Source organism: Lentibacter sp., assembly GCF_965658795.1.
Lineage (GTDB): Bacteria > Pseudomonadota > Alphaproteobacteria > Rhodobacterales > Rhodobacteraceae > Lentibacter.
Map to the genome: position 1 here is coordinate 68,694 of NZ_CBFHTG010000004.1, position 24,856 is coordinate 93,549.

The 24,856-nt window shown below is 59.7% G+C and carries 26 protein-coding genes; 3 read left to right on the forward strand and 23 right to left on the reverse strand.

Going from position 1 to position 24,856, the window contains the following annotated elements; genetic code table 11:
- Positions 1-2: 2 nt before the first annotated feature.
- The 20 genes from ACTG3X_RS04145 to ACTG3X_RS04240 form a co-directional block, all read right to left on the reverse strand.
- Positions 3-227, reverse strand: a complete 225-nt coding sequence (locus ACTG3X_RS04145; protein WP_439109974.1) for a DUF5337 domain-containing protein — start codon at positions 225-227, stop codon at positions 3-5.
- A 12-nt stretch (positions 228-239) separates the two neighbouring features.
- Positions 240-1,175, reverse strand: a complete 936-nt coding sequence (locus ACTG3X_RS04150) for an endonuclease (protein WP_439109975.1) — start codon at positions 1,173-1,175, stop codon at positions 240-242.
- Between the two features lie 35 nt (positions 1,176-1,210).
- Positions 1,211-2,350, reverse strand: coding sequence for an NADH-quinone oxidoreductase subunit E (locus ACTG3X_RS04155; protein ID WP_439109976.1), 1,140 nt, complete (start codon positions 2,348-2,350; stop codon positions 1,211-1,213).
- Positions 2,343-2,630: a hypothetical protein gene (locus tag ACTG3X_RS04160; RefSeq protein WP_439109977.1), complete on the reverse strand. Its 288-nt coding sequence runs from the start codon at positions 2,628-2,630 to the stop codon at positions 2,343-2,345. Before ACTG3X_RS04160 ends, ACTG3X_RS04155 begins: the two co-directional genes overlap by 8 nt.
- Entirely contained in the window at positions 2,627-3,844 is a 1,218-nt protein-coding gene (locus ACTG3X_RS04165) for an NADH-quinone oxidoreductase subunit D (protein WP_439110112.1), read from the reverse strand. The genes ACTG3X_RS04160 and ACTG3X_RS04165 overlap by 4 nt, the downstream gene beginning before the upstream one ends.
- On the reverse strand, positions 3,844-4,464 hold the full coding sequence (locus ACTG3X_RS04170; protein WP_439109978.1) for an NADH-quinone oxidoreductase subunit C: 621 nt from the start codon (positions 4,462-4,464) through the stop codon (positions 3,844-3,846). Before ACTG3X_RS04170 ends, ACTG3X_RS04165 begins: the two co-directional genes overlap by 1 nt.
- Positions 4,464-5,342, reverse strand: a complete 879-nt coding sequence (locus tag ACTG3X_RS04175; protein ID WP_439109979.1) for a sulfotransferase family protein — start codon at positions 5,340-5,342, stop codon at positions 4,464-4,466. Before ACTG3X_RS04175 ends, ACTG3X_RS04170 begins: the two co-directional genes overlap by 1 nt.
- A gap of 12 nt (positions 5,343-5,354) precedes the next feature.
- Positions 5,355-5,897: a NuoB/complex I 20 kDa subunit family protein gene (locus ACTG3X_RS04180; RefSeq protein WP_439110113.1), complete on the reverse strand. Its 543-nt coding sequence runs from the start codon at positions 5,895-5,897 to the stop codon at positions 5,355-5,357.
- The gene (locus ACTG3X_RS04185) at positions 5,894-6,259 is read right to left on the reverse strand and encodes an NADH-quinone oxidoreductase subunit A (protein ID WP_439109980.1); all 366 of its coding nucleotides are present in this window, start codon (positions 6,257-6,259) and stop codon (positions 5,894-5,896) included. Before ACTG3X_RS04185 ends, ACTG3X_RS04180 begins: the two co-directional genes overlap by 4 nt.
- Positions 6,260-6,398: 139 nt before the next feature.
- Positions 6,399-7,181: a crotonase/enoyl-CoA hydratase family protein gene (locus ACTG3X_RS04190; RefSeq protein WP_439109981.1), complete on the reverse strand. Its 783-nt coding sequence runs from the start codon at positions 7,179-7,181 to the stop codon at positions 6,399-6,401.
- On the reverse strand, positions 7,174-8,040 hold the full coding sequence (locus ACTG3X_RS04195; RefSeq protein WP_439110114.1) for a hydroxymethylglutaryl-CoA lyase: 867 nt from the start codon (positions 8,038-8,040) through the stop codon (positions 7,174-7,176). Before ACTG3X_RS04195 ends, ACTG3X_RS04190 begins: the two co-directional genes overlap by 8 nt.
- On the reverse strand, positions 8,040-8,723 hold the full coding sequence (locus ACTG3X_RS04200; RefSeq protein WP_439109982.1) for a glutathione S-transferase family protein: 684 nt from the start codon (positions 8,721-8,723) through the stop codon (positions 8,040-8,042). Before ACTG3X_RS04200 ends, ACTG3X_RS04195 begins: the two co-directional genes overlap by 1 nt.
- Positions 8,720-10,669 carry an acetyl/propionyl/methylcrotonyl-CoA carboxylase subunit alpha gene (locus ACTG3X_RS04205; RefSeq protein WP_439109983.1) on the reverse strand — a complete coding sequence of 650 codons (1,950 nt, stop codon included), beginning with the start codon at positions 10,667-10,669 and terminating at the stop codon, positions 8,720-8,722. The genes ACTG3X_RS04200 and ACTG3X_RS04205 overlap by 4 nt, the downstream gene beginning before the upstream one ends.
- The gene (locus ACTG3X_RS04210; protein ID WP_439109984.1) at positions 10,662-11,087 is read right to left on the reverse strand and encodes an ASCH domain-containing protein; all 426 of its coding nucleotides are present in this window, start codon (positions 11,085-11,087) and stop codon (positions 10,662-10,664) included. Before ACTG3X_RS04210 ends, ACTG3X_RS04205 begins: the two co-directional genes overlap by 8 nt.
- A complete protein-coding gene (locus ACTG3X_RS04215; RefSeq protein ID WP_439109985.1) occupies positions 11,084-11,542 on the reverse strand; it encodes a hypothetical protein in 459 nt (152 codons plus the stop codon). The genes ACTG3X_RS04210 and ACTG3X_RS04215 overlap by 4 nt, the downstream gene beginning before the upstream one ends.
- Before the next feature lie 3 nt (positions 11,543-11,545).
- Positions 11,546-13,150 carry a carboxyl transferase domain-containing protein gene (locus tag ACTG3X_RS04220; RefSeq protein WP_439109986.1) on the reverse strand — a complete coding sequence of 535 codons (1,605 nt, stop codon included), beginning with the start codon at positions 13,148-13,150 and terminating at the stop codon, positions 11,546-11,548.
- Positions 13,147-14,670 carry an AMP-binding protein gene (locus ACTG3X_RS04225; RefSeq protein ID WP_439109987.1) on the reverse strand — a complete coding sequence of 508 codons (1,524 nt, stop codon included), beginning with the start codon at positions 14,668-14,670 and terminating at the stop codon, positions 13,147-13,149. The genes ACTG3X_RS04220 and ACTG3X_RS04225 overlap by 4 nt, the downstream gene beginning before the upstream one ends.
- The gene (locus ACTG3X_RS04230) at positions 14,670-15,833 is read right to left on the reverse strand and encodes an isovaleryl-CoA dehydrogenase (RefSeq protein WP_439109988.1); all 1,164 of its coding nucleotides are present in this window, start codon (positions 15,831-15,833) and stop codon (positions 14,670-14,672) included. Before ACTG3X_RS04230 ends, ACTG3X_RS04225 begins: the two co-directional genes overlap by 1 nt.
- Before the next feature lie 325 nt (positions 15,834-16,158).
- Entirely contained in the window at positions 16,159-17,352 is a 1,194-nt protein-coding gene (locus ACTG3X_RS04235; RefSeq protein WP_439109989.1) for a DegT/DnrJ/EryC1/StrS family aminotransferase, read from the reverse strand.
- A 92-nt stretch (positions 17,353-17,444) separates the two neighbouring features.
- Positions 17,445-18,116, reverse strand: a complete 672-nt coding sequence (locus tag ACTG3X_RS04240) for an HAD-IA family hydrolase (protein ID WP_439109990.1) — start codon at positions 18,114-18,116, stop codon at positions 17,445-17,447.
- Between the two features lie 109 nt (positions 18,117-18,225).
- Here ACTG3X_RS04240 and glmU point away from each other — a divergent pair, with 109 nt between their 5' ends.
- The 3 genes from glmU (at position 18,226) to ACTG3X_RS04255 (ending at position 22,193) form a co-directional block, all read left to right on the forward strand.
- A complete protein-coding gene (gene glmU, locus ACTG3X_RS04245) occupies positions 18,226-19,581 on the forward strand; it encodes a bifunctional UDP-N-acetylglucosamine diphosphorylase/glucosamine-1-phosphate N-acetyltransferase GlmU (protein WP_439109991.1) in 1,356 nt (451 codons plus the stop codon).
- 2 nt (positions 19,582-19,583) lie between these two features.
- Positions 19,584-21,407 (forward strand): glutamine--fructose-6-phosphate transaminase (isomerizing), encoded by a 1,824-nt coding sequence (gene glmS, locus ACTG3X_RS04250; protein WP_439109992.1) that lies wholly within the window; start codon positions 19,584-19,586, stop codon positions 21,405-21,407.
- 78 nt (positions 21,408-21,485) lie between these two features.
- Complete coding sequence (locus tag ACTG3X_RS04255; protein WP_439109993.1) at positions 21,486-22,193, forward strand: DNA alkylation repair protein; 708 nt, start codon at positions 21,486-21,488, stop codon at positions 22,191-22,193.
- Here the strand turns inward: ACTG3X_RS04255 and ACTG3X_RS04260 are convergent.
- The 3 genes from ACTG3X_RS04260 to ACTG3X_RS04270 are packed head-to-tail and all read right to left on the reverse strand — an operon-like array spanning position 22,190 to position 24,808.
- Positions 22,190-22,981 (reverse strand): ABC transporter permease, encoded by a 792-nt coding sequence (locus ACTG3X_RS04260; protein ID WP_439109994.1) that lies wholly within the window; start codon positions 22,979-22,981, stop codon positions 22,190-22,192. The two genes, ACTG3X_RS04255 and ACTG3X_RS04260, sit on opposite strands and share 4 nt — an antisense overlap.
- Entirely contained in the window at positions 22,974-23,741 is a 768-nt protein-coding gene (locus ACTG3X_RS04265) for an ABC transporter ATP-binding protein (RefSeq protein ID WP_439109995.1), read from the reverse strand. The genes ACTG3X_RS04260 and ACTG3X_RS04265 overlap by 8 nt, the downstream gene beginning before the upstream one ends.
- Before the next feature lie 56 nt (positions 23,742-23,797).
- Complete coding sequence (locus ACTG3X_RS04270) at positions 23,798-24,808, reverse strand: ABC transporter substrate-binding protein (protein ID WP_439109996.1); 1,011 nt, start codon at positions 24,806-24,808, stop codon at positions 23,798-23,800.
- Positions 24,809-24,856 lie beyond the last annotated feature (48 nt).

Consider the following 24,856-nt stretch of genomic DNA (forward strand, 5'->3'; position numbering starts at 1 on the left):
CCTTAACCCTCATTGTCCCGGCGCGCGCGCCAGAGCTGCAACGTGACAATCAGGGCCCAAACGAGCGCGCCAATTGCCGCAAAATCTATCAAAAGCGCATAGCGCCCTGCGAGCCCCAACTGGGGGCCCAGCCATTGAGCGGCGAGCCACAAAAGCACCGCAAAAACGATGACAAGTGAAACCACCCGCCCCGCTCGTGCCTGCTTCTGATCATGCTCACCGCTCATGGTATTATCCTATCAAGCTTTCTTGCTTTTCTTGGAAAACTCGGTCTCGCCACCCGCGGCAAGAACCTTGGCTTGCGCCATCCAGTCGTCCCGCTCGATGCGGCCTTTGAACTTCAGGCGCGCATCAACCCAGGCGATCTCGTCAGCGCCCCATTTCTCGATCTGGTCAAAGTGCCAGAAGCCAAGCTCGTTCAGCGTCTGCTCAAGCTTGGGGCCAACACCACTGATCAGCTTCAGATCATCCGCACCCGCTTTGCGCGCGGCTTTCATGGTGCGTGGCTTTTTCTCGCCAGCAGGCTTTGCTGCGGTTTTGGCAGCTGCTTTCGCAGGCGCTTTGGCCGCAGGAGCCGCCTTGGCTTTTGCAGGCGCTTTGGCTTTCGCAGCAGCTGCCGGGGCTTTTGCCTTGGCGGGGGCCGCTTCTTTGCTTGCTGTCTTGGCCGCTGGTTTGGCGGCCGCTTTCGCTGGCTTTGCCTCGGCTGCTTTTGTTGTCGTGCTTGCTTTCGCAGCACCCGACTTCGCCGCTGTCTTTTTGGCCGCTGGCTTTTTGGCAGGCGCTTTGGCTGCGGCAGGCTTTTTCGCCGCTGTCGTTTTCGCGGGCGCTTTGGCGGCTTTGCTTGCCGTTGCTTCTTCGGTGCGCTTTTCCTCAGCAGCACGCGCCGCTACGCGGCCGTCCTCATCCTTGGATGGTGCAACAGCCGGTGCAGCGGTGGCAGCCGCTGATGCTGTGGTCGCTGACGCCTGAGGGGCAACCTCGGCAACCTGCGCTGCTTTTTTGCAAAACACAGCAGACAAAACCAAACCGACAAAAATGCCAACCGCCAAGCCGACAAGCACGGCCGCAAACGGGCCAACAGCCTCAACGCTCATCGAGTAGGCAACGATGCCTCCCACCAAGCCAAGAAGCCAGCACACCCAGCCACAAAAACCTAATCCTGACGTATGTTTCATGTTTCGTCCCCCTCGCCGCGAACAGCGGCATTACTCTATTTCTTAGTCTTGTTTTTCGAAAATTCGGTCTCGCCGCCAGCCGCCAGCACCTCGGCCTGCGCCATCCAGTCGTCCCGTTCAATACGGCCTTTAAACTTCAGGCGCGCATCAACCCAGGCAATCTCGGTTTCGGTCCACTTGGCAATCTGGTCAAAGTGCCAGAAGCCAAGCTCGTTCAGCGTTTGCTCAAGCTTGGGGCCGACACCGCTGATCAGCTTCAGATCATCCGCACCCGCTTTGCGCGGGGCCGCCATCGTGCGCGGCTTTTTCTCGGCCACAGCCTCGGCAGCTTTCACAGGCTCTGCGGCGGGCTTCGTCTTGGGCTTTGCCGTCGATTTGGCCGCAGGTGCCGCAGCCTTCGGCGCCTTGGCCGCTTCAGCCGGCTTTGCCTTTGGTGCTTTTGCCTTGGCTTTGGTGCCTTTGTCCGTACGGTCAAGCCAAGGTGTCAGAATAGGCACCTCGGTTCCGTCAATCCGCTTGATCGTTTCGCCAAGATCAACCGCCAGCTGCGCGCTCGCGTTATACTGCGTTTTGCCACTGTCGTGGTCGGTCAGCGACGTGAGGCCAGACAGAGGCTCTGACGCATAGCGCCCGTTCTGCGGGCCAGGCACAGGCACACGCCCCGCCGCCAGCTCATCCAAAATCTTTGTAAAGTTCTCTGCGGTGAGATCTTCGTAATAATCTTTGCCAATCTGCGCCATCGGCGCGTTGGAGCATGCGCCCAGACACTCGACTTCTTCCCAAGAGAAACGGCCGTCTTCTGACAGCTGGTGCGCTTTGGGCGCGATCTTCTCTTTGCAGACCGCAATCAGATCTTCCGCGCCGCAGATCATACAGGACAGCGTTCCGCAAACCTGAATATGCGCAACAGATCCAACGGGTTGCAGCTGGAACATGAAGTAAAACGAAGCAACTTCAAGCACACGGATCTCGGCCATATCCAGCATCTTGGCGACAGTCTCGATGATCGGGCGTGTCACCCAACCCTCTTGCTCCTGAGCGCGCCACAAGAGCGGAATAACCGCACTGGCCTGACGCCCCTCAGGGTATTTGGTGATTTGCGCCTCGGCCCATTGCTGGTTGGCAGGTGTGAAAGCAAAGCTCTCTGGCTGAGTATGATATAGGCGTCTAAGCATCGGCACAGTTCCCGGTCACGAGCCTGATCCCTGTTCCCTCATGAATGAGCGTCCCTTGATCAAGCATATATCTTGAAATTTCTCTGAGCTTGTCTTCGTCAAAGCCCGTATGATCTTGTACAACCTTTGCTTTCGCATCGGTTTCTACGTGGCAGCCTGCCTTCTCCATACCTGCCCCGAAGGCCAGCACGTCTTGCAACGAAAGCCCCTCAGGCAGAGCCGCAGCACAGGCCGAAAGGCCAAGTGCCGCAACAGTTAGGAAGGCGAACCGCAGTCTCACCTGTCGATCTCCCCGAACACAACGTCCATCGTTCCGATGATCGCTGCAACATCGGCAAGCTGGTGGCCGCGCGCCATATGGTCCATCGCCTGCAGGTGTAGATACCCCGGCGCACGGATCTTGGTGCGGTATGGCTTGTTGGAGCCGTCAGACACCAGATACACACCGAACTCACCCTTCGGGGCCTCAACGCAGACATATGTCTCGCCCTCAGGCACGTGGAAGCCCTCGGTGTAGAGCTTGAAGTGATGGATCAGCGCTTCCATCGACGTCTTCATCTCGGCGCGTTTGGGCGGTGTCAGCTTGCCACGGGCCAGAATATCGCCCTGCCCGTCAGGCGCGCGAAGCTTCTGGCAGGCCTGGATCATGATATGCGCAGACTGGCGCATTTCTTCCATGCGCATCAGGTAGCGGTCATAGCAGTCGCCATTCTTGCCAACAGGAATTTGGAACTCGAATTCGTCATAGCACTCATAGGGCTGCGCGCGGCGCAAATCCCATGCCATGCCAACAGAGCGCGCCATCACGCCAGACATGCCCCACTCCAGCACATCGTCTTCGGTGATCACGCCAATCTCGACGTTGCGCTGCTTGAAGATACGGTTTTCCGTCAGCAGCCCGCCGAGGTCTTCCAGAAACTTCGGAAAGCCCTTGGCCCACTCTTCGATATCATCAATCAGCTCTGGCGGCAGGTCTTGGTGCACACCGCCGGGGCGGAAGTAGGCCGCGTGCAGGCGCGCACCACAGGCCCGCTCATAAAACACCATAAGCTTTTCGCGCTCTTCAAAGCCCCACACAGGCGGCGTGAGCGCGCCCACGTCCAGAGCCTGCGTTGTCACGTTCAGCAGGTGGTTGAGAATACGGCCAATCTCGCAATAGAGCACACGGATGAGGCTCGCGCGGCGCGGAATTTCCACACCCGTCAGCTTCTCGATCGCCAAGCACCAGGCATGCTCCTGATTCATCGTGCCCACATAGTCGAGGCGGTCAAAATACGGCAGGTTCTGCAAATAGGTGCGGCTCTCCATGAGCTTTTCCGTCCCACGGTGCAAAAGCCCGATGTGCGGATCGCAGCGCTCGACAATCTCGCCGTCCAGCTCCAAAACAAGGCGCAAAACGCCGTGCGCCGCAGGGTGCTGCGGGCCGAAGTTCAGGTTGAAGTTGCGGATCTTTTGCTCGCCTGTTTGGGCGTCGTCAAAGCTTGTACCGTCCATCATTTCGCGCCCTCACCTTTTTCATCACCGGGCAGGATGTATTCCGCACCCTCCCATGGGCTCATAAAGTCAAACTGACGATATTCCTGCACGAGCTTCACAGGCTCATAAACAACGCGCTTCTGCGCCTCGTCATAGCGCAGCTCGACATAGCCGGTCGTCGGGAAATCTTTGCGCAGCGGATAGCCACGGAAGCCGTAGTCTGTGAGAATACGACGCAAATCGGGGTGGCCTGAAAAGAGAATGCCGAACATGTCGAAAATCTCGCGCTCAAACCAGTTGGCTGAGGGGTGCACATCCGTGATCGACGGAACGATCTCGTCTTCACGGATCGCCATCTTGAGACGGATACGGTGGTTCTGGAACATGCTCAGGAAGTGATAGACCACCTCAAAGCGCTTCGGGCGCTCGGGATAGTCGACCGCAGTGATATCAACCAAAGTCGAAAACTTGCACGCAGAGTCGGTTTTCAGAAACTCGACAAGCCCCGCAATGTTTGACGGGGCCACATCAACGCTCAGGTCACCAAAGCTCACATCCCAGCCCAACACACAATCAGGCCGCTTCGCCTCGATCAACGCGCCCAGCTCTCGCAGTTCGTCAAATGACGGCTTGCCCATTATACTGCCCTCTCATAGTCGTTGGCCTTATGTTTCCAATAGTCAGGAATTGCAGCAGGAAATCGCTGTTCGACGAATTGATACATATGCTTCAGCTCTAAATACATAGCACGCGCCCAACTCACTGGCATCTCGCCTTTTGTCTCTGCATAAACGCGCTTTTCAAATTGCGCTTCACGCGCCTCGACACCCAGCTCAGAGCACAGCCTGTCTATTTCGGCCTGCTCAAACATAGTCTCGTAAAACATGATGATAATATCATCCTCTGGCACACTCTGAAACAGGGCCTCAACAGTGCGCGGGTAGTTCATGGATTCAAACACAAGCTTATCGTCCAACTGCGTCATGAGAAAATCGGCTTTTGCCGCGCGTCTTTTGTAGCGCGGGTTGCGCAGTTTCATTTGCGCAGCCGACCAAAGCCGATCGACCGGATCTCTCATTACAAAGACAAATTTCGTGCGAGGATGCATCGACTTCATTTCCGCAAACGCTTCAGCGCCCAAAGTCGCATACCGTGGCGAAACGTCCCCAAAGGCTCGGGTCAAAGGATCCTTACCGCGTAAAGTCTCCTTGTAATCCAGAGGGTTACGTAGAGTGTAGATCAAAGATCCAACATAGCCCCTGGCCGCGCCAGTGCGCCGCGCCAAACTCATTTGAGCCAAACACGTGTTCCACCAGACAAAAGGTCGCTTCCCGTCGCCGCCTGTACGCCAAAAATAGTTAAAATAGCTGTATTCTTTCGTCGGCCCACACGAAACTTGGTCATGCGAGGACAGGTAGTCATGAAGCCAAGTTGTCCCTGCCTTACCAGCTCCAACAACAAAAAACATTGTTGTTGAATCCTGACTGGCAGAGTGTTGGTCCTCTTGGCGTGTCATACCATCCAATCCTTAGCGCACAATCGTTCCTGTGCGGCGAATTTTGCGCGCAAGTTGCATGATACCATAGAGCAGTGCTTCCGCAGTGGGCGGGCACCCTGGCACATAGATGTCTACGGGCACGATACGGTCACAGCCCCGCACAACAGAGTAGCTGTAGTGGTAGTAGCCCCCACCATTGGCACATGACCCCATCGAAATCACATAGCGCGGCTCCGGCATCTGGTCATACACCTTGCGCAACGCAGGCGCCATCTTGTTGGTCAGCGTGCCAGCCACGATCATCACGTCTGACTGACGTGGCGAGGCGCGCGGCGCAATGCCGAAGCGCTCGGCATCATAGCGCGGCATGGATGTGTGCATCATTTCAACAGCACAGCACGCCAGACCAAATGTCATCCAGTGCAGCGAGCCTGTGCGCGCCCAATTCACAAGGTCTTCTGCCGAGGTCAGCAAAAAGCCCTTGTCTTGCAACTCGGCGTTCAGAGCCTGCGTCGAGGCTTCTTTGTCCACACCCGCCGTGTTCAGGCCCGTCTGGATGCCTGTCGATGTCATGACCATTCCAACGCTCCTTTTTTCCACTCATAGGCAAAGCCGATTGTCAGCACACCGAGGAAAACCATCATCGACCAGAAGCCGACCATGCTGATGTCTTTGAAGGCCACAGCCCAGGGAAACAGCATCGCGATCTCGAGATCGAAGATGATGAAGAGAATCGACACGAGGTAAAACCGCACGTCAAACTTCATTCTGGCATCATCAAATGCGTTAAATCCGCACTCGTAAGCCGACACTTTTTCAGGGTCAGGATTTCGAACGGCAAGGACCAAGGCCGCTAAAATAAGGACAAGTCCAAGGCCAATGGCGATAACAAGTAAGATCAAAATGGGAAGATATTCCCGAAGCATCTCGTCCACGTGAGGCTCCTTTCATGCGCAACAGCGCGCATAGGTGTGGCAGCTTTTCATTGCAAATGGGTTTACTCCCGCCCCATGGCAGGGTCAACCGACAGACCGTTACATTCATTAAAATCTATATGTGGAGCAAGCAGCCGCTTCAGAGCACCCAGGATGCCTTGCGCTTTTCAAAGAATGCGCCAATGCCTTCTTGGGCTTCCTCGCCTTCCCATGTCTCCACAAGACGGTCGATTGTGGCCTCGATGATGGCAGGTGTGATGGCGGGCCCGAGGCTTCGGGCGAGCGCTTTTGACGCAGCCACAGCCTTGGGGGCCGCCGCAAGGTAAGGCACCACCTCGGCCTCGACCGCGGCGTCAAGCGCCTCGGCCTCCACCACCTGCGCCAAGAGGTTGAGCGCGCGCGCCTCCTCGGCCTCAAACAAGCGCGCCGACATAAACACACGCCGCGCGCGGTCTTCGCCCATCCGCGCCAGCACATAAGGGCTGATCGTGGCCGGAATAAGCCCGAGCTTTACTTCCGTCAGGCCAAACTTCGCCCCAGGCACCCCAAGCGCGACATCCGCAACAGACATCATCCCGATCCCGCCGCCAAAGGCATTGCCTTGCACCCGTGCAATGAGCGGCTTGGGCAGCTCATTCAAAGCATTGAGCATCATCGCAAGCTCCCGCGCCCCTGCGCGGCGCGTCTCGGCGTCGGCCTCCATCTGCTCCTGCATCCAGCGCAAATCGCCACCGGCACAAAAGCTCTTGCCCTTGGCCGCCAGCACAACAACGCGCACAGTCTCGTCTGCGCCAAGCGCTTCGGCAGCCGCTGTCAGCTCGCGGATCATGAGCGCGCTCAGCGCATTGTGCTTGTCTTCGCGCGCCAGCCAAAGCGTGGCAACGCCGCGCGTGTCTGTGACGATTTCGATGGTCTCATACATTCTGCGTCTCCTCGCGCATGGCCCGCGCCATCTCGGCGGCTTTGAGCAGCACCGCGCGCTCAAGCCCCGTGTCATATCCAAGCGCTATCAGGCGGTCGTGGACCGCTTCTGTCGCCACATTGCCAGCCGCGCCGGGCGCATAGGGGCATCCGCCCAAGCCGCCCACAGCCGCATCAAACACACGCACACCGCGCGCAAGGCTGGCCTCGATATTATCAAGCGCCCGGCCGCTTGTGTCGTGGTAGTGCCCTGCCACCTCACCAGCTGGCACCTCCTCAAGCACAGCCGCCAGCATCGCATCAATGCTCTCGGGGCGCGCCTGTCCGATCGTGTCGCCAAGGCTGATCTCATAACAGCCCATCTCGCGCAAAGCCCGCGCCACGCGGGCAACGGCCTCAGGCGGGGTCGCCCCGTCATAGGGGCAGTCTGTGACACAGGAAATATAGCCGCGCACGGGCAGGCCAGCCGCTTGAGCCGCTTGCGCCACAGGGGCAAAGCGCTCAAGGCTCTCTGCAATGCTCGCATTGATATTGGCGCGCGAAAACCCTTCCGAAGCCGACCCGAAAATCGCGATCTCATCGGCCTTGGCCGCCACCGCGCCCTCAAAGCCGCGCATATTGGGGGTCAAAGCCGCGTAAGACACGCCGCTTGCCCGCGTGATCCCCGCCAGAACATCGGCGCTATCGGCCATCTGCGGCACCCACTTGGGGCTGACAAAGCTGGCAATCTCGATCCGCTTGAACCCAGCGTCAGAGAGACAATCCACAAGGGCGATCTTCTCCGCTGTCGGGATCTGGCGTTTTTCGTTCTGCAAGCCGTCCCGCGGGCCGACCTCAAAAATCTCGACATAACCGCTCATCATGCACGCCCCTCTGGCACGGGCCAAGGCGCATAAAACGGCTTGGTGTAAAGCTTCTGCGCGCCCACCGCTTGCGTGGCCGCAAACGAGGGGCGCTCTGTGATCCGCTCATACCACGCGCGCAGCTCGGGATAGGCATCAAGCTTGGCAAAGTGCTGCCCCACATAGACCGCCTGCCCCACGGCAATATCCACCGCCGAAAAGCCCGAGGTGAGCAGATAATCGCGGTTCTCTACGGGTGTCGACAGCCGCGCCTCAATCGCCTCATAACATTTGGCCAGCCGCTTGGCCTCGAGCTGCATAATATAGGGCGAGCGCATATGGTCTTCATAGAGCATGATATGCTGCTGGGTGAGCGCCGCCGCATGGACTGTGACCGTCTCGGCAAAATGTAACCACGTGAGCCACGCCATGCGATCAGGGTTGCCCGCCTCGCGCCCGAGGTTGCGCTCGGGAAAGCGCTCGCAAAGATACTCGATCATTGCACCGCTCTCAAACATCCGCTCCCCCTCGATCTCCATCGCAGGCACGCGCCCCGCAGGGCTCAGCGTGAGAAATTCGGGGTGGCGCAACGACTTGTCAAAAGGGTGCACCTGCACCTGAAAATCAGGCACTTCCAGCTCGTTGAGCAGCCAAAGCACCCGCATCGAGCGGCTTTGCGGCACATGGTGAAGCGTGATCATGCCGCCACCTCCGCCTCTTCCTCTTCAAGGCGAATGAGCGCGGCCCCCGCATCAACCTGCGCTCCGGCCTCAACCAGCACTTCGGCCACAATCCCGTCGCGCGCGGCCAAAAGCGCATGCTCCATCTTCATCGCTTCCAAAATAGCCAGCCTGTCACCCGCCTTCACCTCTTGGCCCGCTTGGGCAAAGACCGCCTTCACAAGGCCCGGCATCGGCGCTTCAATCAGCGCAGCCCCTGCCCCCGCCGAGGCCGCCCGCTCCAGCGGGTCGATCACATCAAAGCTCAGGCCATACTGTGCAAAAACAAAGACTTGCGCCCCGACACGGCGGGCCTCAGGCGCGGTTTTCCCGTTCAACATCCAGCGCCCGCCCACGCGGCGCGCCGCAACACGCGCCTCCCCGAGCGTCACATCATGCGCATCAGCGCCAAGGCTCTCGACCACAGCCAGCATCTCTTCCTCGCCAAAGCACAGGGTCACCGTCCGCCGCATCGCGCTCCAGAGGTGAAAGCCTGTTGGCCAGTCAGCGCTGTCCAGCCCAAGCGCCACAAGCGCCGCCAAGGCGCAGTCTTCCTGCGTTGGCATCGGCGCGGCCACAAGCCTGTCGATATCGCGGCCAATCAGCCCTGTGTCGACCTCGCCCGCCGCAAAGCCCTCATGTGCGCAAAGCGCCCCGAGGAAAGACAGGTTGGTCACCGTTCCAGCCACTTGCGTCTCTTGCAAGGCCCGCGCCATGCGCTTGAGCGCCACCGCGCGGCTTGGCCCATGGGTGATGATCTTGGCGATCATCGGGTCATAAAACGGGCTGATCGTATCATCCGTGCGCACACCACTGTCAGCGCGCGCGCCCTCGGGAAAGGCCAAATGCGCCAGCGTGCCCGTGGCAGGCAAAAAGCCCTTGGGCACATCTTCGGCATAAAGGCGGCTTTCAAAAGCGTGCCCCGTGATGGTCAACTCGTCCTGCTGCTTGGGCAGGCCCTCGCCCGCCGCCACGCGCAGCTGCCACTCCACAAGGTCAACCCCCGTGATCGCCTCGGTCACAGGATGCTCCACTTGCAAGCGGGTGTTCATCTCCATGAACCAGAAGCCATCGGCCCGCAGCCCGTCAGAGCCATCAACAATAAATTCAACCGTGCCAGCGCCTTGGTAGCCAATCGCCTCTGCGGCTTTCACCGCTGCGTCGCCCATCGCGGCGCGCACCTCTTGGGTCATACCGGGGGCTGGCGCTTCCTCGATCACCTTCTGGTGGCGGCGCTGAAGCGAACAATCCCGCTCAAACAGATGCACAGCTGTCTGACCATCGCCAAAGACCTGCACCTCAATGTGGCGGGGCTGGGTGACAAACTTCTCGATCAGCACATCTTCGTTGCCAAACGCGGTCTTGGCCTCGCCCTTGGCGCTGTCCAAAGCGTCCATAAACTCTGCCGCCGCCTCAACAAGGCGCATCCCCTTGCCACCGCCGCCAGCCACCGCCTTGATGAGCACAGGATACCCGATCTCATCTGCCTGCTTGGCCAGAAATGCCGCGTCCTGATTGGCCCCGTGATAGCCGGGCACAACAGGCACCCCTGCTTCATGCATCAGCGCCTTGGCCGCATCTTTCAGGCCCATGGCCCGAATGGCGCTGGCCGACGGGCCGATAAAGACAAGGCCAGCCGCCTCGACAGCTTCCACAAAATCCGGGTTCTCGCTCAAAAAGCCGTAGCCCGGGTGGATCGCTTGCGCGCCCGTGGCCTTGGCCGCCGCAATGATCACATCGCCGCGCAAATAGCTCTCGGACGGAGCAGAGCCGCCGATATGCACAGCCTCATCCGCCAGCGCCACATGTTTGGCCGCGCGGTCGGCGTCTGAATACACAGCAACAGTCCGCACCCCCAGCGCACGCGCGCTCTCAAACACACGGCAGGCAATCTCGCCACGGTTGGCGACCAGTATCTTATCAAACATCGTTTCCTCCAAAATCTTCCACCACGCGGAACCGCTCGCACATGAGCTTCATGTCCGGATCAAACCCGCCCGTGCGGCGAAAATAGGCTTCATAGCCCTTGCGCCAGTGTTCCAAATCTCTGAATTCGCCCTGAGCCGCGACAAACGCGGCGTCCATCTCGCTGAACCTGCGGGTGGTCACCTCGACAGTCTCCAGCATCACAGCAGGCGTGCCATCCCATTCCAGCGCCACATCGCGCCGCCCCGCCTCGGGCATCTCGTCGCCGCCCTTGCCGTAGTGGTGCAAGGCCTCACAGGTCGCGGTCTTTGTCCCGGCCCGCACAAGCGCAAGGATTTCGTCGCACAGCGCCTTGCTGTCACCAAAGCGAAAGGTCTCCGCCTCGGGGTTGGCATCAATGATCTCTTGTAAGCTTTTCATTCTGGCCCCTTAAAGCTGCGGTAGCGGTGGCGGTAAATCAGGTTGGCCCGTTCACTTCCGAGCAAATAGACAGCCATCGCGCCCACAGCCAGAACCTGCAACAGCCCCAGCGCGTTCAAACTGCCAATCGCGGTGACAAGCTGGTAGGCGCTGAGCGCAAAGATCAGCACAATCAGAACCACGGCAAACGGCACCCGAAAATAAAGCCCCAGCGCGCCCAACATCGGCACCACCGACAAAACAAGCGCCGAGAGGCCAAAGCCGAGCTGGGTAAACTCGTAAAACCTGACCGCCGCCAGAGCGACCAAATAAAGCACAATCAGATAGATCGGCAGGTTGAGCCCGCCCTTGGGGTGCGCACGTGCCATGGCCGGGCTCACGGTCACCCAGCGCGCGCCTGTCACAGGGTCGCGTGGGCCGTACTGAAACTGTCCCTCGTCAGGCATCTGGCTCATGGCTTACATCCTGAACACGCCAAAGCGTGTCTCCTCTATGGGCGCATTCAGCGCAGCCCTCAGGCTGAGCGCGAGCACATCGCGGCTCTTGCGCGGGTCAATGATGCCATCATCCCAAAGTCGGGCACTGGCGTAAAGCGGATGCGCCTGTTCTTCAAACATATCAATCGTGGGCTGTTTGAACTTGGCTTCCTCCTCCGCCGACCACGTGCCGCCTGTGCGTTCGATCCCGTCGCGCTTGACCGTGGCCAAGACACCGGCCGCCTGTTCGCCCCCCATGACGGAGATACGCGAGTTGGGCCAGCTCCACAAAAAGCGCGGAGAGTAAGCCCGCCCCGCCATCCCGTAGTTGCCCGCCCCGAAGGAGCCGCCAACAAGCATGGTGATCTTGGGTACAGATGTGGTGGCCACAGCCGTCACCATCTTGGCCCCGTGCCGCGCGATGCCTTCGTTCTCGTACTTACGGCCCACCATGAAGCCTGTGATGTTCTGCAAGAACACCAGCGGTATCTTGCGCTGGCTGCACAGCTCGACAAAATGCGCGCCCTTCTGGGCCGCTTCGGAAAACAACACACCGTTGTTGGCAATGATCCCCACGGGGCAGCCCTTCACATGGGCAAAGCCTGTGACCAGTGTCTCGCCATAGCGCGGCTTGAACTCGTCAAAGCGCGAGCCGTCGACCGTGCGCGCAATCACCTCGCGAATGTCATAAGGCGTGCGCAGGTCTGCTGGCACCACCCCGAAGATCTCTTCAGGGTCATAGGCAGGCTCTTCACTGCTCTGCCAGTCTACCGTGGTTGGCGTCTGGCGGTTCAAATGGCTCACCGCACGGCGCGCAAGGGCCAGAGCATGTGCATCATCCTCCGCAAGGTAATCAGCCACACCCGAAAGCCGCGTATGCACATCGCCCCCGCCAAGGTCTTCGGCGGTGACAACCTCGCCCGTGGCAGCCTTGACCAAAGGAGGCCCGGCCAGAAAGATCGTGCCTTGCTCTTTCACAATGATGGTCACATCCGACATCGCAGGCACATAAGCGCCCCCCGCCGTGCAGGAGCCCATGACAACTGCAATCTGCGGGATGCCCTTGGCGCTCATCTGGGCCTGATTGTAAAAGATACGGCCAAAGTGGTCGCGGTCAGGGAAGACCTCGTCTTGCTGCGGCAGGTTGGCCCCGCCACTGTCCACGAGGTAAATACAGGGCAAGCGGTTCTCTTGCGCAATCTCTTGGGCGCGCAGGTGCTTCTTCACGGTCATGGGGAAGTATGTCCCCCCCTTCACCGTGGCATCGTTGCAAACGATCATGCACTCCTGCCCGCTGACCATCCCGATCCCCGCAATCACACCCGCCGCAGGGGCGGCATTGTCATACATGCCATGCGCCGCCGTTGCGCCGATCTCCAGAAAAGGGCTGCCCGCATCCAGCAGGTTTGCCACACGGTCACGCGGCAACATCTTGCCACGGCTCACATGGCGCTCGCGCGAGCGCTCTCCGCCCCCCAGTGCAGCAGCTTCTGCCGCCTCTCGCACAACACGCAGCGCCTCAAGGTGCCCCGCTTGGTTGGCCTTGAACTGTTCGCTCGTGGCGATGGCTTGGCTTTGTAACTTCATGTCTCACTCTCCTTCGTCGCAAGCGCCTTCAGCTCCTTGCGGATCACCTTGCCTGTCACCGTCATCGGCAAGGCGTCTAAAAATTCCACTTCACGCGGATAGCTATAGGCCGCCAGCCGCGTCTTCACCCATGTTTGCAGCTCGTCGGCACTGGCAACCGCCCCGTCTTTGAGCACCACATAGGCTTTCACAATCTCGTGGCGCAGCGCATCAGGCTTGCCCACAACCCCCACAGTCGCCACCGCGCTATGGGTCATCAGGCAGTCTTCAATCTCCGCAGGCCCGATACGGTAGCCCCCCGAGGAGATCACATCATCCTCGCGGCCCACAAAGCGGATGAAGTCTCCCTCCATCACACCACGGTCCCCCGTCACAAGCCAGTCGCCCCGAAACTTCTCTGCCGTGGCCTCGGGCTTGTTCCAATATTCAAGCATCATCGTGGCGCAGCCGCGCTTCACGGCAATATCGCCCTCCGCATCCGTAACCTCGCCGCGAGCGTCAATCACCTGCACATCAAACCCGGGCACAGCCTTGCCCGTCGCGCCGGCCTTGGGCGCAAACAGCGCCCCGCAGGAGGACACCGTCATATTGCACTCGGTCTGTCCGTAAAATTCGTTGATACTCACCCCGAAAGCCTCACGCCCCCAAGCGAGCATCTCCGCGCCCAAAGGCTCCCCGCCCGAAGCAACAGAACGCAAACCCGCGATCTGCTGATCCGCGGCCTTGAGCATCCTCAGGGCCGTCGGCGGGAAAAACGCATTGCGCACAGCGCCCTCGCGGCAAATCCGCGCCGCCTCAAGGGCGGTAAACTTCGGCAAGCGCGCCGCCACAACAGGCACCCCCAGCGCCAAGCCTGGCATCAGCACATCAAACAACCCGCCGATCCACGCCCAGTCTGCGGGCGTCCAGATCACATCGCCCTCCTGGCCCAGAAAGTCATGGCTCATCTCAACACCGGGCAAATGCCCCGTGAGCATCCTATGCGCATGCAGCGCGCCCTTGGGCTTGCCCGTGGTGCCGCTGGTATAGATGAGCACAGCTGGCTCTTCGGCCCCCGTGTCCACCATCGCCACATCGCCCTCAGGCAGATCCTCAGGCAAAAGCGCCTCGGCCAGCCCCGAGAGCATACCGGCGCCTTCGGCATCCGTCACAACAATCTCAAGCCCTGAGTCCCCGATACGGCTCTCCAAAGCATCGCGCTTGAAAAGCTTGAACAAAGGCACAGATATCGCCCCGATCTTCCAGATCGCAATATGCGCCGCAGCACACCAGGCATCTTGAGAAAACAACACACCCACACGGTCACCGCGCTGAACGCGCTGTGACAAAGCAAGCGCCAGCCTGCCCGCCATGGCCGCAAGCTCACCATAGGTGACCTCGTTGCGCCCATGGCTCAGATCAAGGATCGCCACCTGATCGGCAGGATGCGCCAAAACCTGCGCCGCCATATTGAGCCGCTCGGGAAGCGCCCAGTCAAAGCCCTCCCGCAGCGCCTCATATGTTGGCACAGCACGAAGCATCAGAGATACATCCCCATCAGCTCGCGGCCAATCAGCATACGGCGGATCTCGCTTGTCCCCGCGCCGATCTCCATCAGCTTGGCATCGCGGAAGATACGCCCGACAGGGTTGTCGCTCAGATAGCCCGCGCCGCCAAAGGCCTGCACAGCCTGATGCGCCACAACCATGGCTTCTTCGGAGGCATACAGACAGCACGCCGCTGCATCCTGACGGGTGATATCGCCACGGTCACAGGCTTTGGCCGCTTCATAGACATAGGCGCGCGCCGAGTTCATCTTGGTGTACATATCGGCAATCTTGCCCTGCATAAGCTGGAAGTTCCCGATTGGCTGACCAAACTGTTTGCGCTCTGCCATATAGGGCATAACCTCATCCATACAGCCCGCCATGATGCCCGTGCCGATCCCTGCAAGCACAACGCGCTCATAGTCCAGCCCGCTCATCAGCACGCGCACGCCCTTGCCCTCTTCGCCAAGGATGTTTTCAAACGGCACTTCAACATTCTCAAAGATCAGCTCGGCCGTGTTCGAGCCACGCATCCCCAGCTTGTCAAAATGCGGGCTGGTGCTGAACCCTGCCATCGACTTCTCGACGATAAAGGCGGTGATGCCCTTGGCCCCTGCCTCTGGGTCGGTCTTGGCATAGACAACCAGTGTCTCTGCATCGGGGCCATTGGTGATCCAGTATTTGTTGCCATTCAGCACAAAGCGGTCGTTTTTCTTCTCTGCGCGCAGCTGCATCGACACAACATCAGAGCCAGCGCTTGGCTCGGACATGGCCAGCGCACCAACATGCTCACCGCTGAGCAGCTTGGGCAGGTATTTTATCTTCTGCTCATGCGTGCCGTTCAGCTTGATCTGGTTCACACAAAGGTTGGAATGCGCACCATAGGAGAGCGACACCGAGGCAGAGGCCCGCGCGATCTCTTCCACAGCGATCACATGCGCCAGATAAGACATGCCAGCGCCACCGTATTCCTCAGGTGTGGTGATCCCCAGCAAGCCAAGCTCGCCCATCTCTGTCCACAGCTCGGGTGGAAACTCGTTCTTGCTGTCAATCTCTGCGGCCATCGGCTTCACGCGCTCTTGCGCCCAGCGATGCACCATATCCTGTAGGGCGTTTACGTCCTCGCCCAAATCAAACTTCATAGACCCCATAAACATGAGCTGCCTCCAATTTATTGAACACTTGTTCATTTACTAGCGCAGCTCTCGATTCGAGGCAACAGATGGTTTGCACAGGCTGAGCAACTGGCGAGCAAGTGGCGCGACGTGCAGGCGCGCGCGCCAAGCCTGCGCGCCGAACGCTGCGTTAAGTTAATTTCTGTTAACACACCTGCGCACAGGCGGTGCACGCATGGTGCACAGGGGGTGCACGCCTATCACCCCCCCGAAAATCGGGTTTCTTGATATCTTAACGCAGCAAAACGACAGGCTTAACCCGCCTTAACCCGTTTGTGATAAGGGATATAGATCAAAGGCTTATCGGCTATGCCGCCTGAAAAACGGCGCTCACCTCGGCCTTGATGATCCGCGCAATCATCTCGCAATCCTCCACACTAAAGGTCAGCGGCAGACGCATATCAACAATCGCCTTCAGAATACGGTCACTCTTGGGCATCGGCGTGCTTGGCGCGTAGCGCCAGCTGTCATAGCGGCTGGTAAAGCCCGCAGGCTCCGCGCCGCCAAACCACTTCAGCTCCACACCCCGCGCCGCACAGCGCCTGAGAACCTCGGCCACCTTGTCTTCAGGCCAGTCCAGCAGGAGAAACTGGATCGAAGAGCCCACGTAGTCTTCGACCTCGGGCCGCGTCACAAGCGTTAGGCCAGCAGTGTCTTGCAAGCCCGCCTCAACAGCCCTGTAGCGCGCATTCCACGCCGCGCATTGGCTGGCTAAGCGCTTGAGTTGCGGGCGTAAAATCGCCGCGCGCAAATGATCCATCCGCCCTGAGACATTGGGGGTTTGATATTTGATTTCGGCAAAAGCCTCAGGCGGCGGCGCTGCAAGATGGCGCTCAAACAGCATGTACGAGCCTGACAACATGATCGCCCGCGCTGCGACCTCGGCATCATCGGTGATGAGCAATCCGCCCTCGCCCGAATTCATGTGCTTGTAGGTCTGTGTCGAGTAGCACCCGATGATCCCGTCAGTGCCAGAAAGCCGCCCGCGCCACGCGGCCCCCATCGTATGGGCGCAGTCTTCAACCACGCGAAGACCACGCGCATTGCACAGCGCCATAAGCGCATCCATGTCCGCCAGATGCCCCCGCATATGGCTCAGCATCAGCACATCGGCCTGATCGGCCTTGGCAGCCAGATCATCCAGATCAATGGTCAGCTGCTCTGTCACCCCGACAAAAACAGGCACAGCCCCAACACTCGCAATCGCCCCCGGCACAGGCGCCAGCGTAAAGGCATTGGTCAGCACCTTGTCGCCCGGCTTAACGCCCAAGGCACGCAGCGCACAGCCCATCGCATAGCCACCGGAAGCCACCGCAAGACAGTATTTCACCCCCATCGCAGCCGCAAATTCCTGCTCAAGCAAAGCGACCTCGCCAAGCTCCCCCGCCCCAAGATTATAACGGTGCAAGCGCCCCGAGCGCATCACAGCAACAGCAGCTTCGATCCCCTCTTCGGGGATCGGCTCTTGCTGGGTGAAACTGCCTTTGAATATCTCTGTCATAGCGTCTTTCTGAGCGTCCCTGTGCGCCACGTCAATCACCCGTGAATAACTTTTAGCCCGCTTAAAACTTGCTTTGCCAAAACCCGAAAGCCCTAGCTCTTGGGCGCGCGCAGCAAAGCATGCGCAAGGGCGGGCAAATCGGCATAGTCATGCAAGAGCGCTTCAGGCTCCAAAGCCGCCATGTCCTCACCCGAGGGCCCAAACGTCACCAAAACCGAAGGCACACCCGCCGCGCGGGCGGTGTTACGGTCGGTGTCGCTGTCACCCACCAGCAAACACCGCTTCGGATCTCCACCCAAGCGCCGCGCCGTCTCAAAGAGCGGCTCGGGGTCAGGTTTGCGCACAGGCAGGGTGTCTGCCCCCACAAGCGCGCCAAAGCGCTCAAGCGCGCCCATACGGCGCATCAGCTCCACAGCCAGCCCCTCAGGCTTGTTGGTGCAAATGCCCACGCCAAACCCATCACCCTTGAGCGCCTCGACAGCCTCAAGCGCCCCGTCATAAAAGACAGTATGTGTGTCCAACGCTTCGGCATAAGCCTCAAGCAACACTGGATAATAGGCCTCGACAACCGCGTCATCTGGCCGCCCGAGCCGCGCAAGCCCCGCACGCAGCATGAACTTGCCACCGCGCAGCGCAACACCCGCATCAGCCAGGGTGAGCACATCGCCCTCCCCCATCTGGCGAAAGCAGGCGTTGGCCGCCGCAAGCAAATCTTTACTTGTATCTGCCAGCGTGCCGTCCAAATCGAATATAACCGTTTCCATCCCTGCTCCCCAATTGTCACATGTCGCAACATTGCTTGATCATTGCGCACTTGTGCTATGCGCCAGAGCAGATAAAACGGGCCACAACAGAAAAAGGCAAGCAAAACCAATGAGCACAAACCTGATCATTCTCGCCGCAGGCAAAGGCACGCGGATGAACTCCGACAGCCCCAAAGTGCTTCACGCCGTTGCAGGCGCGCCTTTGCTGATCCATGCCATGAAGGCCGGCGCGAGCCTTGAGCCAGAGCAGACTGTTGTTGTTGCAGGCCACGGCGCCGATGAGGTCAGCGCCGCCGCCCGCGCTTATGACGCGCGCGCCGAGATCGTACTGCAAACAGAACAGAACGGGACAGGCCACGCTGTGCTTTGCGCAAAAGACGCATTGGCAAATGCCGCAGGTGATGTGCTGGTGCTTTACGGCGACACGCCCTTCATCAGCCCCGAAACCCTCGCCGCCATGACAGACGCGCGCGCAACCTATGATGTGGTCGTGCTCGGCTTTGAAGCCGCAGACCCCGCCCGCTACGGCCGCCTTGTCATGGATGGCAACACGCTTGAGCGCATCGTCGAATTCAAAGATGCCTCCGATGAAGAGCGCGAGATAACCTTCTGCAACAGCGGCGTTATCCTCTGCTCCCGTGAGCATATGTTCAGCCTGCTTGCCCAAGTCACCAATGACAATGCCAGCGGTGAATACTACCTGACCGATATCATAGGCCTCGCGCGCACCTCAGGCCTCACATCCACAGCTGTGGCCTGCGATGAAGCCGAAACCATGGGCGTCAACTCCCGTGTCGATCTTGCCGCTGCCGAAGCGGCCTTTCAGGCCCGCGCCCGCCGCGCAGCCCTTGAAAGCGGCGTCACCCTGACCGCGCCCGAAACTGTCTTCTTTGCCCACGATACCTATGTCGGCCCCGACACCATCATCGAACCCAATGTCGTCTTCGGCCCTGAAGTGACCATTGAAAACGGCGCACACATCCGCGCGTTCAGCCACCTTGAGGGCGCACATGTCAGCCGTGGCGCTGTTGTTGGCCCCTACGCCCGCCTGCGCCCGGGGGCCGAGCTGAGCGAGAATGTGCATGTCGGCAACTTCGTTGAGATCAAAAACGCCACACTGGCCGAGGGCGCAAAAGCCAACCACCTGACCTACATTGGCGATGCCACCATCGGCGAGGGCACAAACATTGGCGCAGGCACCATCACCTGCAACTATGACGGTGTGTTCAAGCACCACACCCAGATTGGCGCACATGCCTTCATCGGCTCCAACACAATGCTGATCGCCCCCGTGTCTGTGGGCGACAATGCCATGACAGCCACAAGCGCCGTCATCAACAAAGACGTGCCCGATGGCGCCTTGGCCATTTCGCGCACCCCGCAAGACAACAAACTGGGCGTTGCGCGCAAGCTCATGGACAAGCTGCGCGCCAAAAAAGCCCAGCAAAAAGGTAAGGACGAGTAATTATGTGTGGTATTGTAGGTGTGTTGGGCAGCCATGAAGCGGCCCCTCTTTTGGTTGAGTCTCTCAAGCGGCTCGAATACCGCGGCTATGACAGCGCAGGCATCGCCACCGTTGATGCAGGCCGCCTTGACCGCCGCCGCGCCGTGGGCAAGCTCGTCAACCTCTCCGACAGGCTGGTGCATGAGCCCCTCACAGGCAAGGCAGGCATAGGCCACACCCGCTGGGCCACACATGGCGCAGCAAATGAGAACAACGCCCACCCGCATAGCACACGCCAAGTCGCCGTGGTCCACAACGGCATCATCGAAAACTACCGCGAGCTGCGGGCCGAACTGGCCGAAAAAGGTATAGGCCACACCACCGACACCGACACAGAAACTGTGGCACTTCTCGCCCAGTCACTGCTGGATGACGGCAAGTCGCCCCGCGACGCCGCGCTTGAAACCATCGCCCGCCTCAAAGGGGCCTATGCGCTTTGTTTCCTCTTTGAAGGCGAAGAGGACCTGCTGATCGCCGCGCGCCAAGGCTCGCCTCTGGCCATCGGCCATGGCTCAGGCGAAATGTTTGTCGGCTCAGATGCCATCGCCCTTGCGCCCCTGAGCGACCAGATCACCTATCTCGAAGAGGGTGACTTTGCGCTCATCACGCGCACACAAGTCGACATCCTCGATGCCGCGCGCCGCCCTGCCAACCGCGAGATCAAGACTGTCGAAATCGACAGCGCCCAGATCGACAAAGGCGGCCACAAACACTTCATGTCCAAAGAAATCGCCGAGCAGCCCCGCGTGCTCACTGAAGCGATTGGATATTACCTTTCAGATGATGGTCAGAGCATCGAGCTGCCAGATGCGGGCCATGACTTTACCAAAACAGAGCGCCTCACCATGGTCGCTTGCGGCACCGCCTATTACGCCTGCCTCACAGCCAAATACTGGTTTGAGCAGATCGCAGGCCTGCCGGTTGAGGTCGATATCGCCTCCGAGTTCCGCTACCGTGAACCGCCCATCACCGCCAACACCGCCGCGCTTTTTGTGAGCCAGTCAGGCGAAACCGCCGATACCCTCGCCGCCCTGCGCTATTGCGAGGGCAAGGCCGCAACGATCCTGTCTGTGGTCAATGTGAGCACCAGCTCGATTGCGCGTGAGAGCAACCTCGCCCTGCCCATTCTCGCAGGCCCCGAGATCGGCGTGGCCTCAACAAAGGCTTTCACATGCCAGCTCACGGTGCTCTATTTGCTGGCGCTCAAAGCGGCGCATGCCCGTGGCCGCCTCACAGATGCAGACCTGGCTGACAAGCTCTCCGAGCTGCGCAGCCTGCCGGGCATTATCAACACAGCTCTCGGCCTTGATAAGCAGATCGCCCAAGCTGGCCTCAAACTCGCCGAGGCGCAAGATGTCCTCTTCCTCGGACGTGGCCTCATGTATCCGCTCGCGCTTGAGGGTGCGCTGAAGCTCAAGGAAATCAGCTACATACACGCAGAGGCTTATGCCTCGGGCGAGCTAAAGCACGGCCCCATCGCACTCATCGACAAGACCATGCCAGTGGTTGTGAAAGCCCCCCGCGACGACCTGTTTGAAAAGACAGTCTCCAACATGCAGGAGGTCATGGCCCGCGGTGGCAAGGTGATGCTCATCACCGATGAAGCTGGCGCGTCAGAGGCAGGCGATGAAGCTTGGATCACACTCGTGATGCCCACAATCTCAAACGCGCTCTCCCCGATGCTCTACGCCATTCCCGCGCAGCTCTTGGCCTATCACACAGCGGTTGCCAAAGGCACCGACGTGGACCAGCCGCGCAATTTGGCCAAATCGGTGACGGTGGAGTAGCCTGCACGTTTCACATAGCCATTTCCCGCGCAATGTGAGACACCCCGCCAAAGACGCCCTTTTTGATGAAAGCCCGCCATGACACTTGATGATGCCCTCACCGCCCTGCGCAACGCTGCCGAAGAGGGCCGCGCCGAAGGCATGGCAGATTATCACAAAGTGCCGCGCGAATATCTGGGCGTGCCAAACCCGGCCATCAACGACCTTGCCAAGGAATGGCGCGGCCAAATCAGCCTGGATGAGCGCGTGCAACTCGCCTCTGATCTTTGGCAGACCAACATCTATGAAGCGCGCATCGCCGCCGCCAAGATGCTCACCCAAGCGCGGATCACACCCGACCAGGCCGTCTGGGATCTGATCGTCTCCTGGGTGCCCGACTTTGACAGCTGGGCCATCGCCGATCATGCCATGATGGCAGGCCAAAAGCGCCTTGTGGCTGACCCTTCGCGCATCGAAACCGTTGAAACATGGACAAAGTCCGATGTCCACTGGACCCGCCGTGCGGCCATGGTTGTGACCCTGCCCTACACGAAGCAGAACCACCCCAAGCCCGAAGAGCTTGCGGTGCGGATGCGTGTTCTGGGCTGGGCCGTGCGCTATGTTGAAGACCCTGAGTGGTTCATCCAGAAATCTGTCGCATGGTGGCTGCGCGAGCTTTCAAAGCACGATGCGCCGCGCGTGGAGTATTTCCTCGCCAATCACGCCAAAAAGATGAAGCCCTTCGCGCGCAAGGAAGCGGCCAAGCTTCTGCCCAAGCAAGAGACGAGCAAAGACAAGCCCGCCTAACTGCGCCAGCGCAAAAGCCGCTTCTCAACCTGGCCAATCAACGTGCTCACAACCACGCCGATCAGCGACAGGATCACCACACCCGCAAACAGCCTCTCAAGGTCGTAAAGCGAACCCGCCTGCAAAATATAGGCGCCGATCCCGTATTCGGCGCCCAGCATCTCGGCGGCGACCAGCAGGATAATGGCAATCGCCAGCGAGATACGCAGCCCCGACAAAATCCCCGGCATCGCCCCCGGCAACACGATCTTGCGCACAATCGACCACCAGCTTAGCCCGAAGCTCTGGCCCATGCGAATAAGCGTGCGGTCGACATTGTCCACCGCGCCATAGGTCGCCACGACAGTGGGGGTAAACGTGCCAAAAGCGATCAGCGCATATTTGCTGGCCTCATCAATGCCGAACCAGATGACAAACAAGGGCAAAAGCGCAATTTTGGGAATGGGAAAGATAGCCGCCACCAGCGGAACAAGCCCCGCGCGCACGTAAGAAAACAACCCTATGAGAACCCCGACAGTCACCCCGAGCGACACGCCAAGCGCGGCCCCCACCACAAGCCGCGTCAGGGAGGGCTGCAGGTGTTTCATCAGCAAACCGCTTTGCCACAGCTCCCCAAAGGTCGCCAAGACATCTGATGGCTTTGGCAAGGTCAGCGCGGATATCCAGCCCGCCTGTGTGCCCCACTCGGCAAGACCGATGAGCAAAAGAAACACCAAAAGCCCGACACCGCGCCGCGCCGTCGGGGCAAATCCGCCGCCCCGAAACGGGACTTGTTTCGGCTCAGACATCCAAAAGCTCCTCATCTGCGGCTTTGGCCTCGTCGCGCATCAGCTCCCAGAGGTGCTGCTGCACCGCTTCAAGCGCCGCGTCGCCATGCGTCCGGTCCGCCAGTGGCGTCTTGATCTCAACCACCTCACGCAGCTGGCCCGGCCTGCGCGACAACACCACAATCTTGTGCCCAAGGCGCACGGCCTCTGCCAAATTGTGGGTCACATAAACGGCCGTAAACGGCTGGCGCGTCCATAGCCCCACGAGGTCGTCCATCAAAAGCTCACGCGTCTGCGCATCAAGCGCCGACAAAGGCTCATCCAGCAACATCACCGCAGGCTTCACCGCCAGCGCACGCGCAATCGCCACCCGCTGTTTCATTCCGCCAGAAAGCTGGCGCGGCAACGCCTCGGCAAAGCCCGTCAGCCGCGTGCGCGACAGCACATCTTCAATGATCTGCTCCGCCGCAGCGCCTTTGATGCCGTGGTCTTCCAGCACAAGCGAGACATTGCCCCGCACTGTCCGCCAAGGCAGCAGCGCAAAGTCCTGAAACACATATGTCAACGGATTGAGGCAGCCCTCTGGCACCTCTCCCAGCTGCAAAACGCGGCCCGCCGAAGGCTTTTCAAGCCCGCCGACAAGGCGCAAAAGCGTGGACTTGCCACAGCCCGACGGCCCCACCAGACAGACGATCTCGTCGCTTTTCACCTCAAGGGAGATATCGCGCAAAACCTCTGTGTCGCCATAAGAATGGCTGATCCGCTCGAGCGAAAGGTCCATATCTGCCCTGCCTTCAAAATAGGGCGGAAGGCCGCAACAGCCCCCCGCCGTTTGGCTTATGCTTCAAAAGTCTCAACGTAGCTTGTGTCCACAAGCGTATCGAGCGTGATGTCCTTGCTAACCAAGTCTTCTGACTGGAACCACCCGAGCTGGTCCGCCATCGACGCCACATTGAGCTTGGCCCCCTCATTGAGGCGCATGGTGCCATTGATGATGCTCGGCGCAGCCTTTTCGCGCGGGCGGTCTGTGTAGACATACTTGTGAATAAGATCGACCATCGCATCCTCGCCGCCCTCGCGCGCAATCATGGCCGCGTTGTAATCGGCCACGCCCTTGGCATAGCTGGCAAGGTAGTCAGCAGTCTGGCCACGCTCGTCGCTTGCGGTCTTGGCCGAGGTAAACAGCGTCGTCACCTGATAGGCTGGCAGATAGTCCGAGATATTGCCGATGATATGCACAGCGCCCGAGCCAGCCAGCGGCTTGGCGATATGAGGCACGATAGACCAGGCATCAATCTGCCCTGACTTGAGCGCCCCAATCACGGCCCCGACCTTTTGCAAAGGCTTGAAGCTCATGATGATGCCCTCTTTCTCGGCCACTTTCGAGCCCATATAGTGGAAAGACGAGCCAGCCTGCGTCACGCCAAAGCTCTTGCCATCAAGCATCGCCGGGCTGGTCAGCCCCGCCTTGAACGCCGCATCCGAGGCCAGAATTTTCTGGCCATCAATCCCCGCCTCTTCGCTCAGCGCACCGCCGATGACCTTGATCGCGCCCTTATCGGCCAGCGAAATCAATCCGCCTGATACAGCCGTAACCGCATAATCCACATCCCCTGACGCAATCGCGACAGCCATAGGCTGCGCCGCCTCAAAGAAGCGAAGCTCCACATCCAGCCCTGCTTCGGCAAAGTAGTTGCGCTCAACAGCCACAAAGCTGCCCGCGTGTGACGTAAAGCGCAGCGCGCCCACGACAATCTTCTTCCCCGAGGCAATCGCAGGTGCTGCAAGGCCCACGCCTGCGGCTGCACCAAGCAAGCCAAGTGTCTGCCGTCTGTTCAATCTTGTCATGGTCTCTCTCCCGTTTCACTCACTATTGTTCAGTTTTGCCCAGAGCGC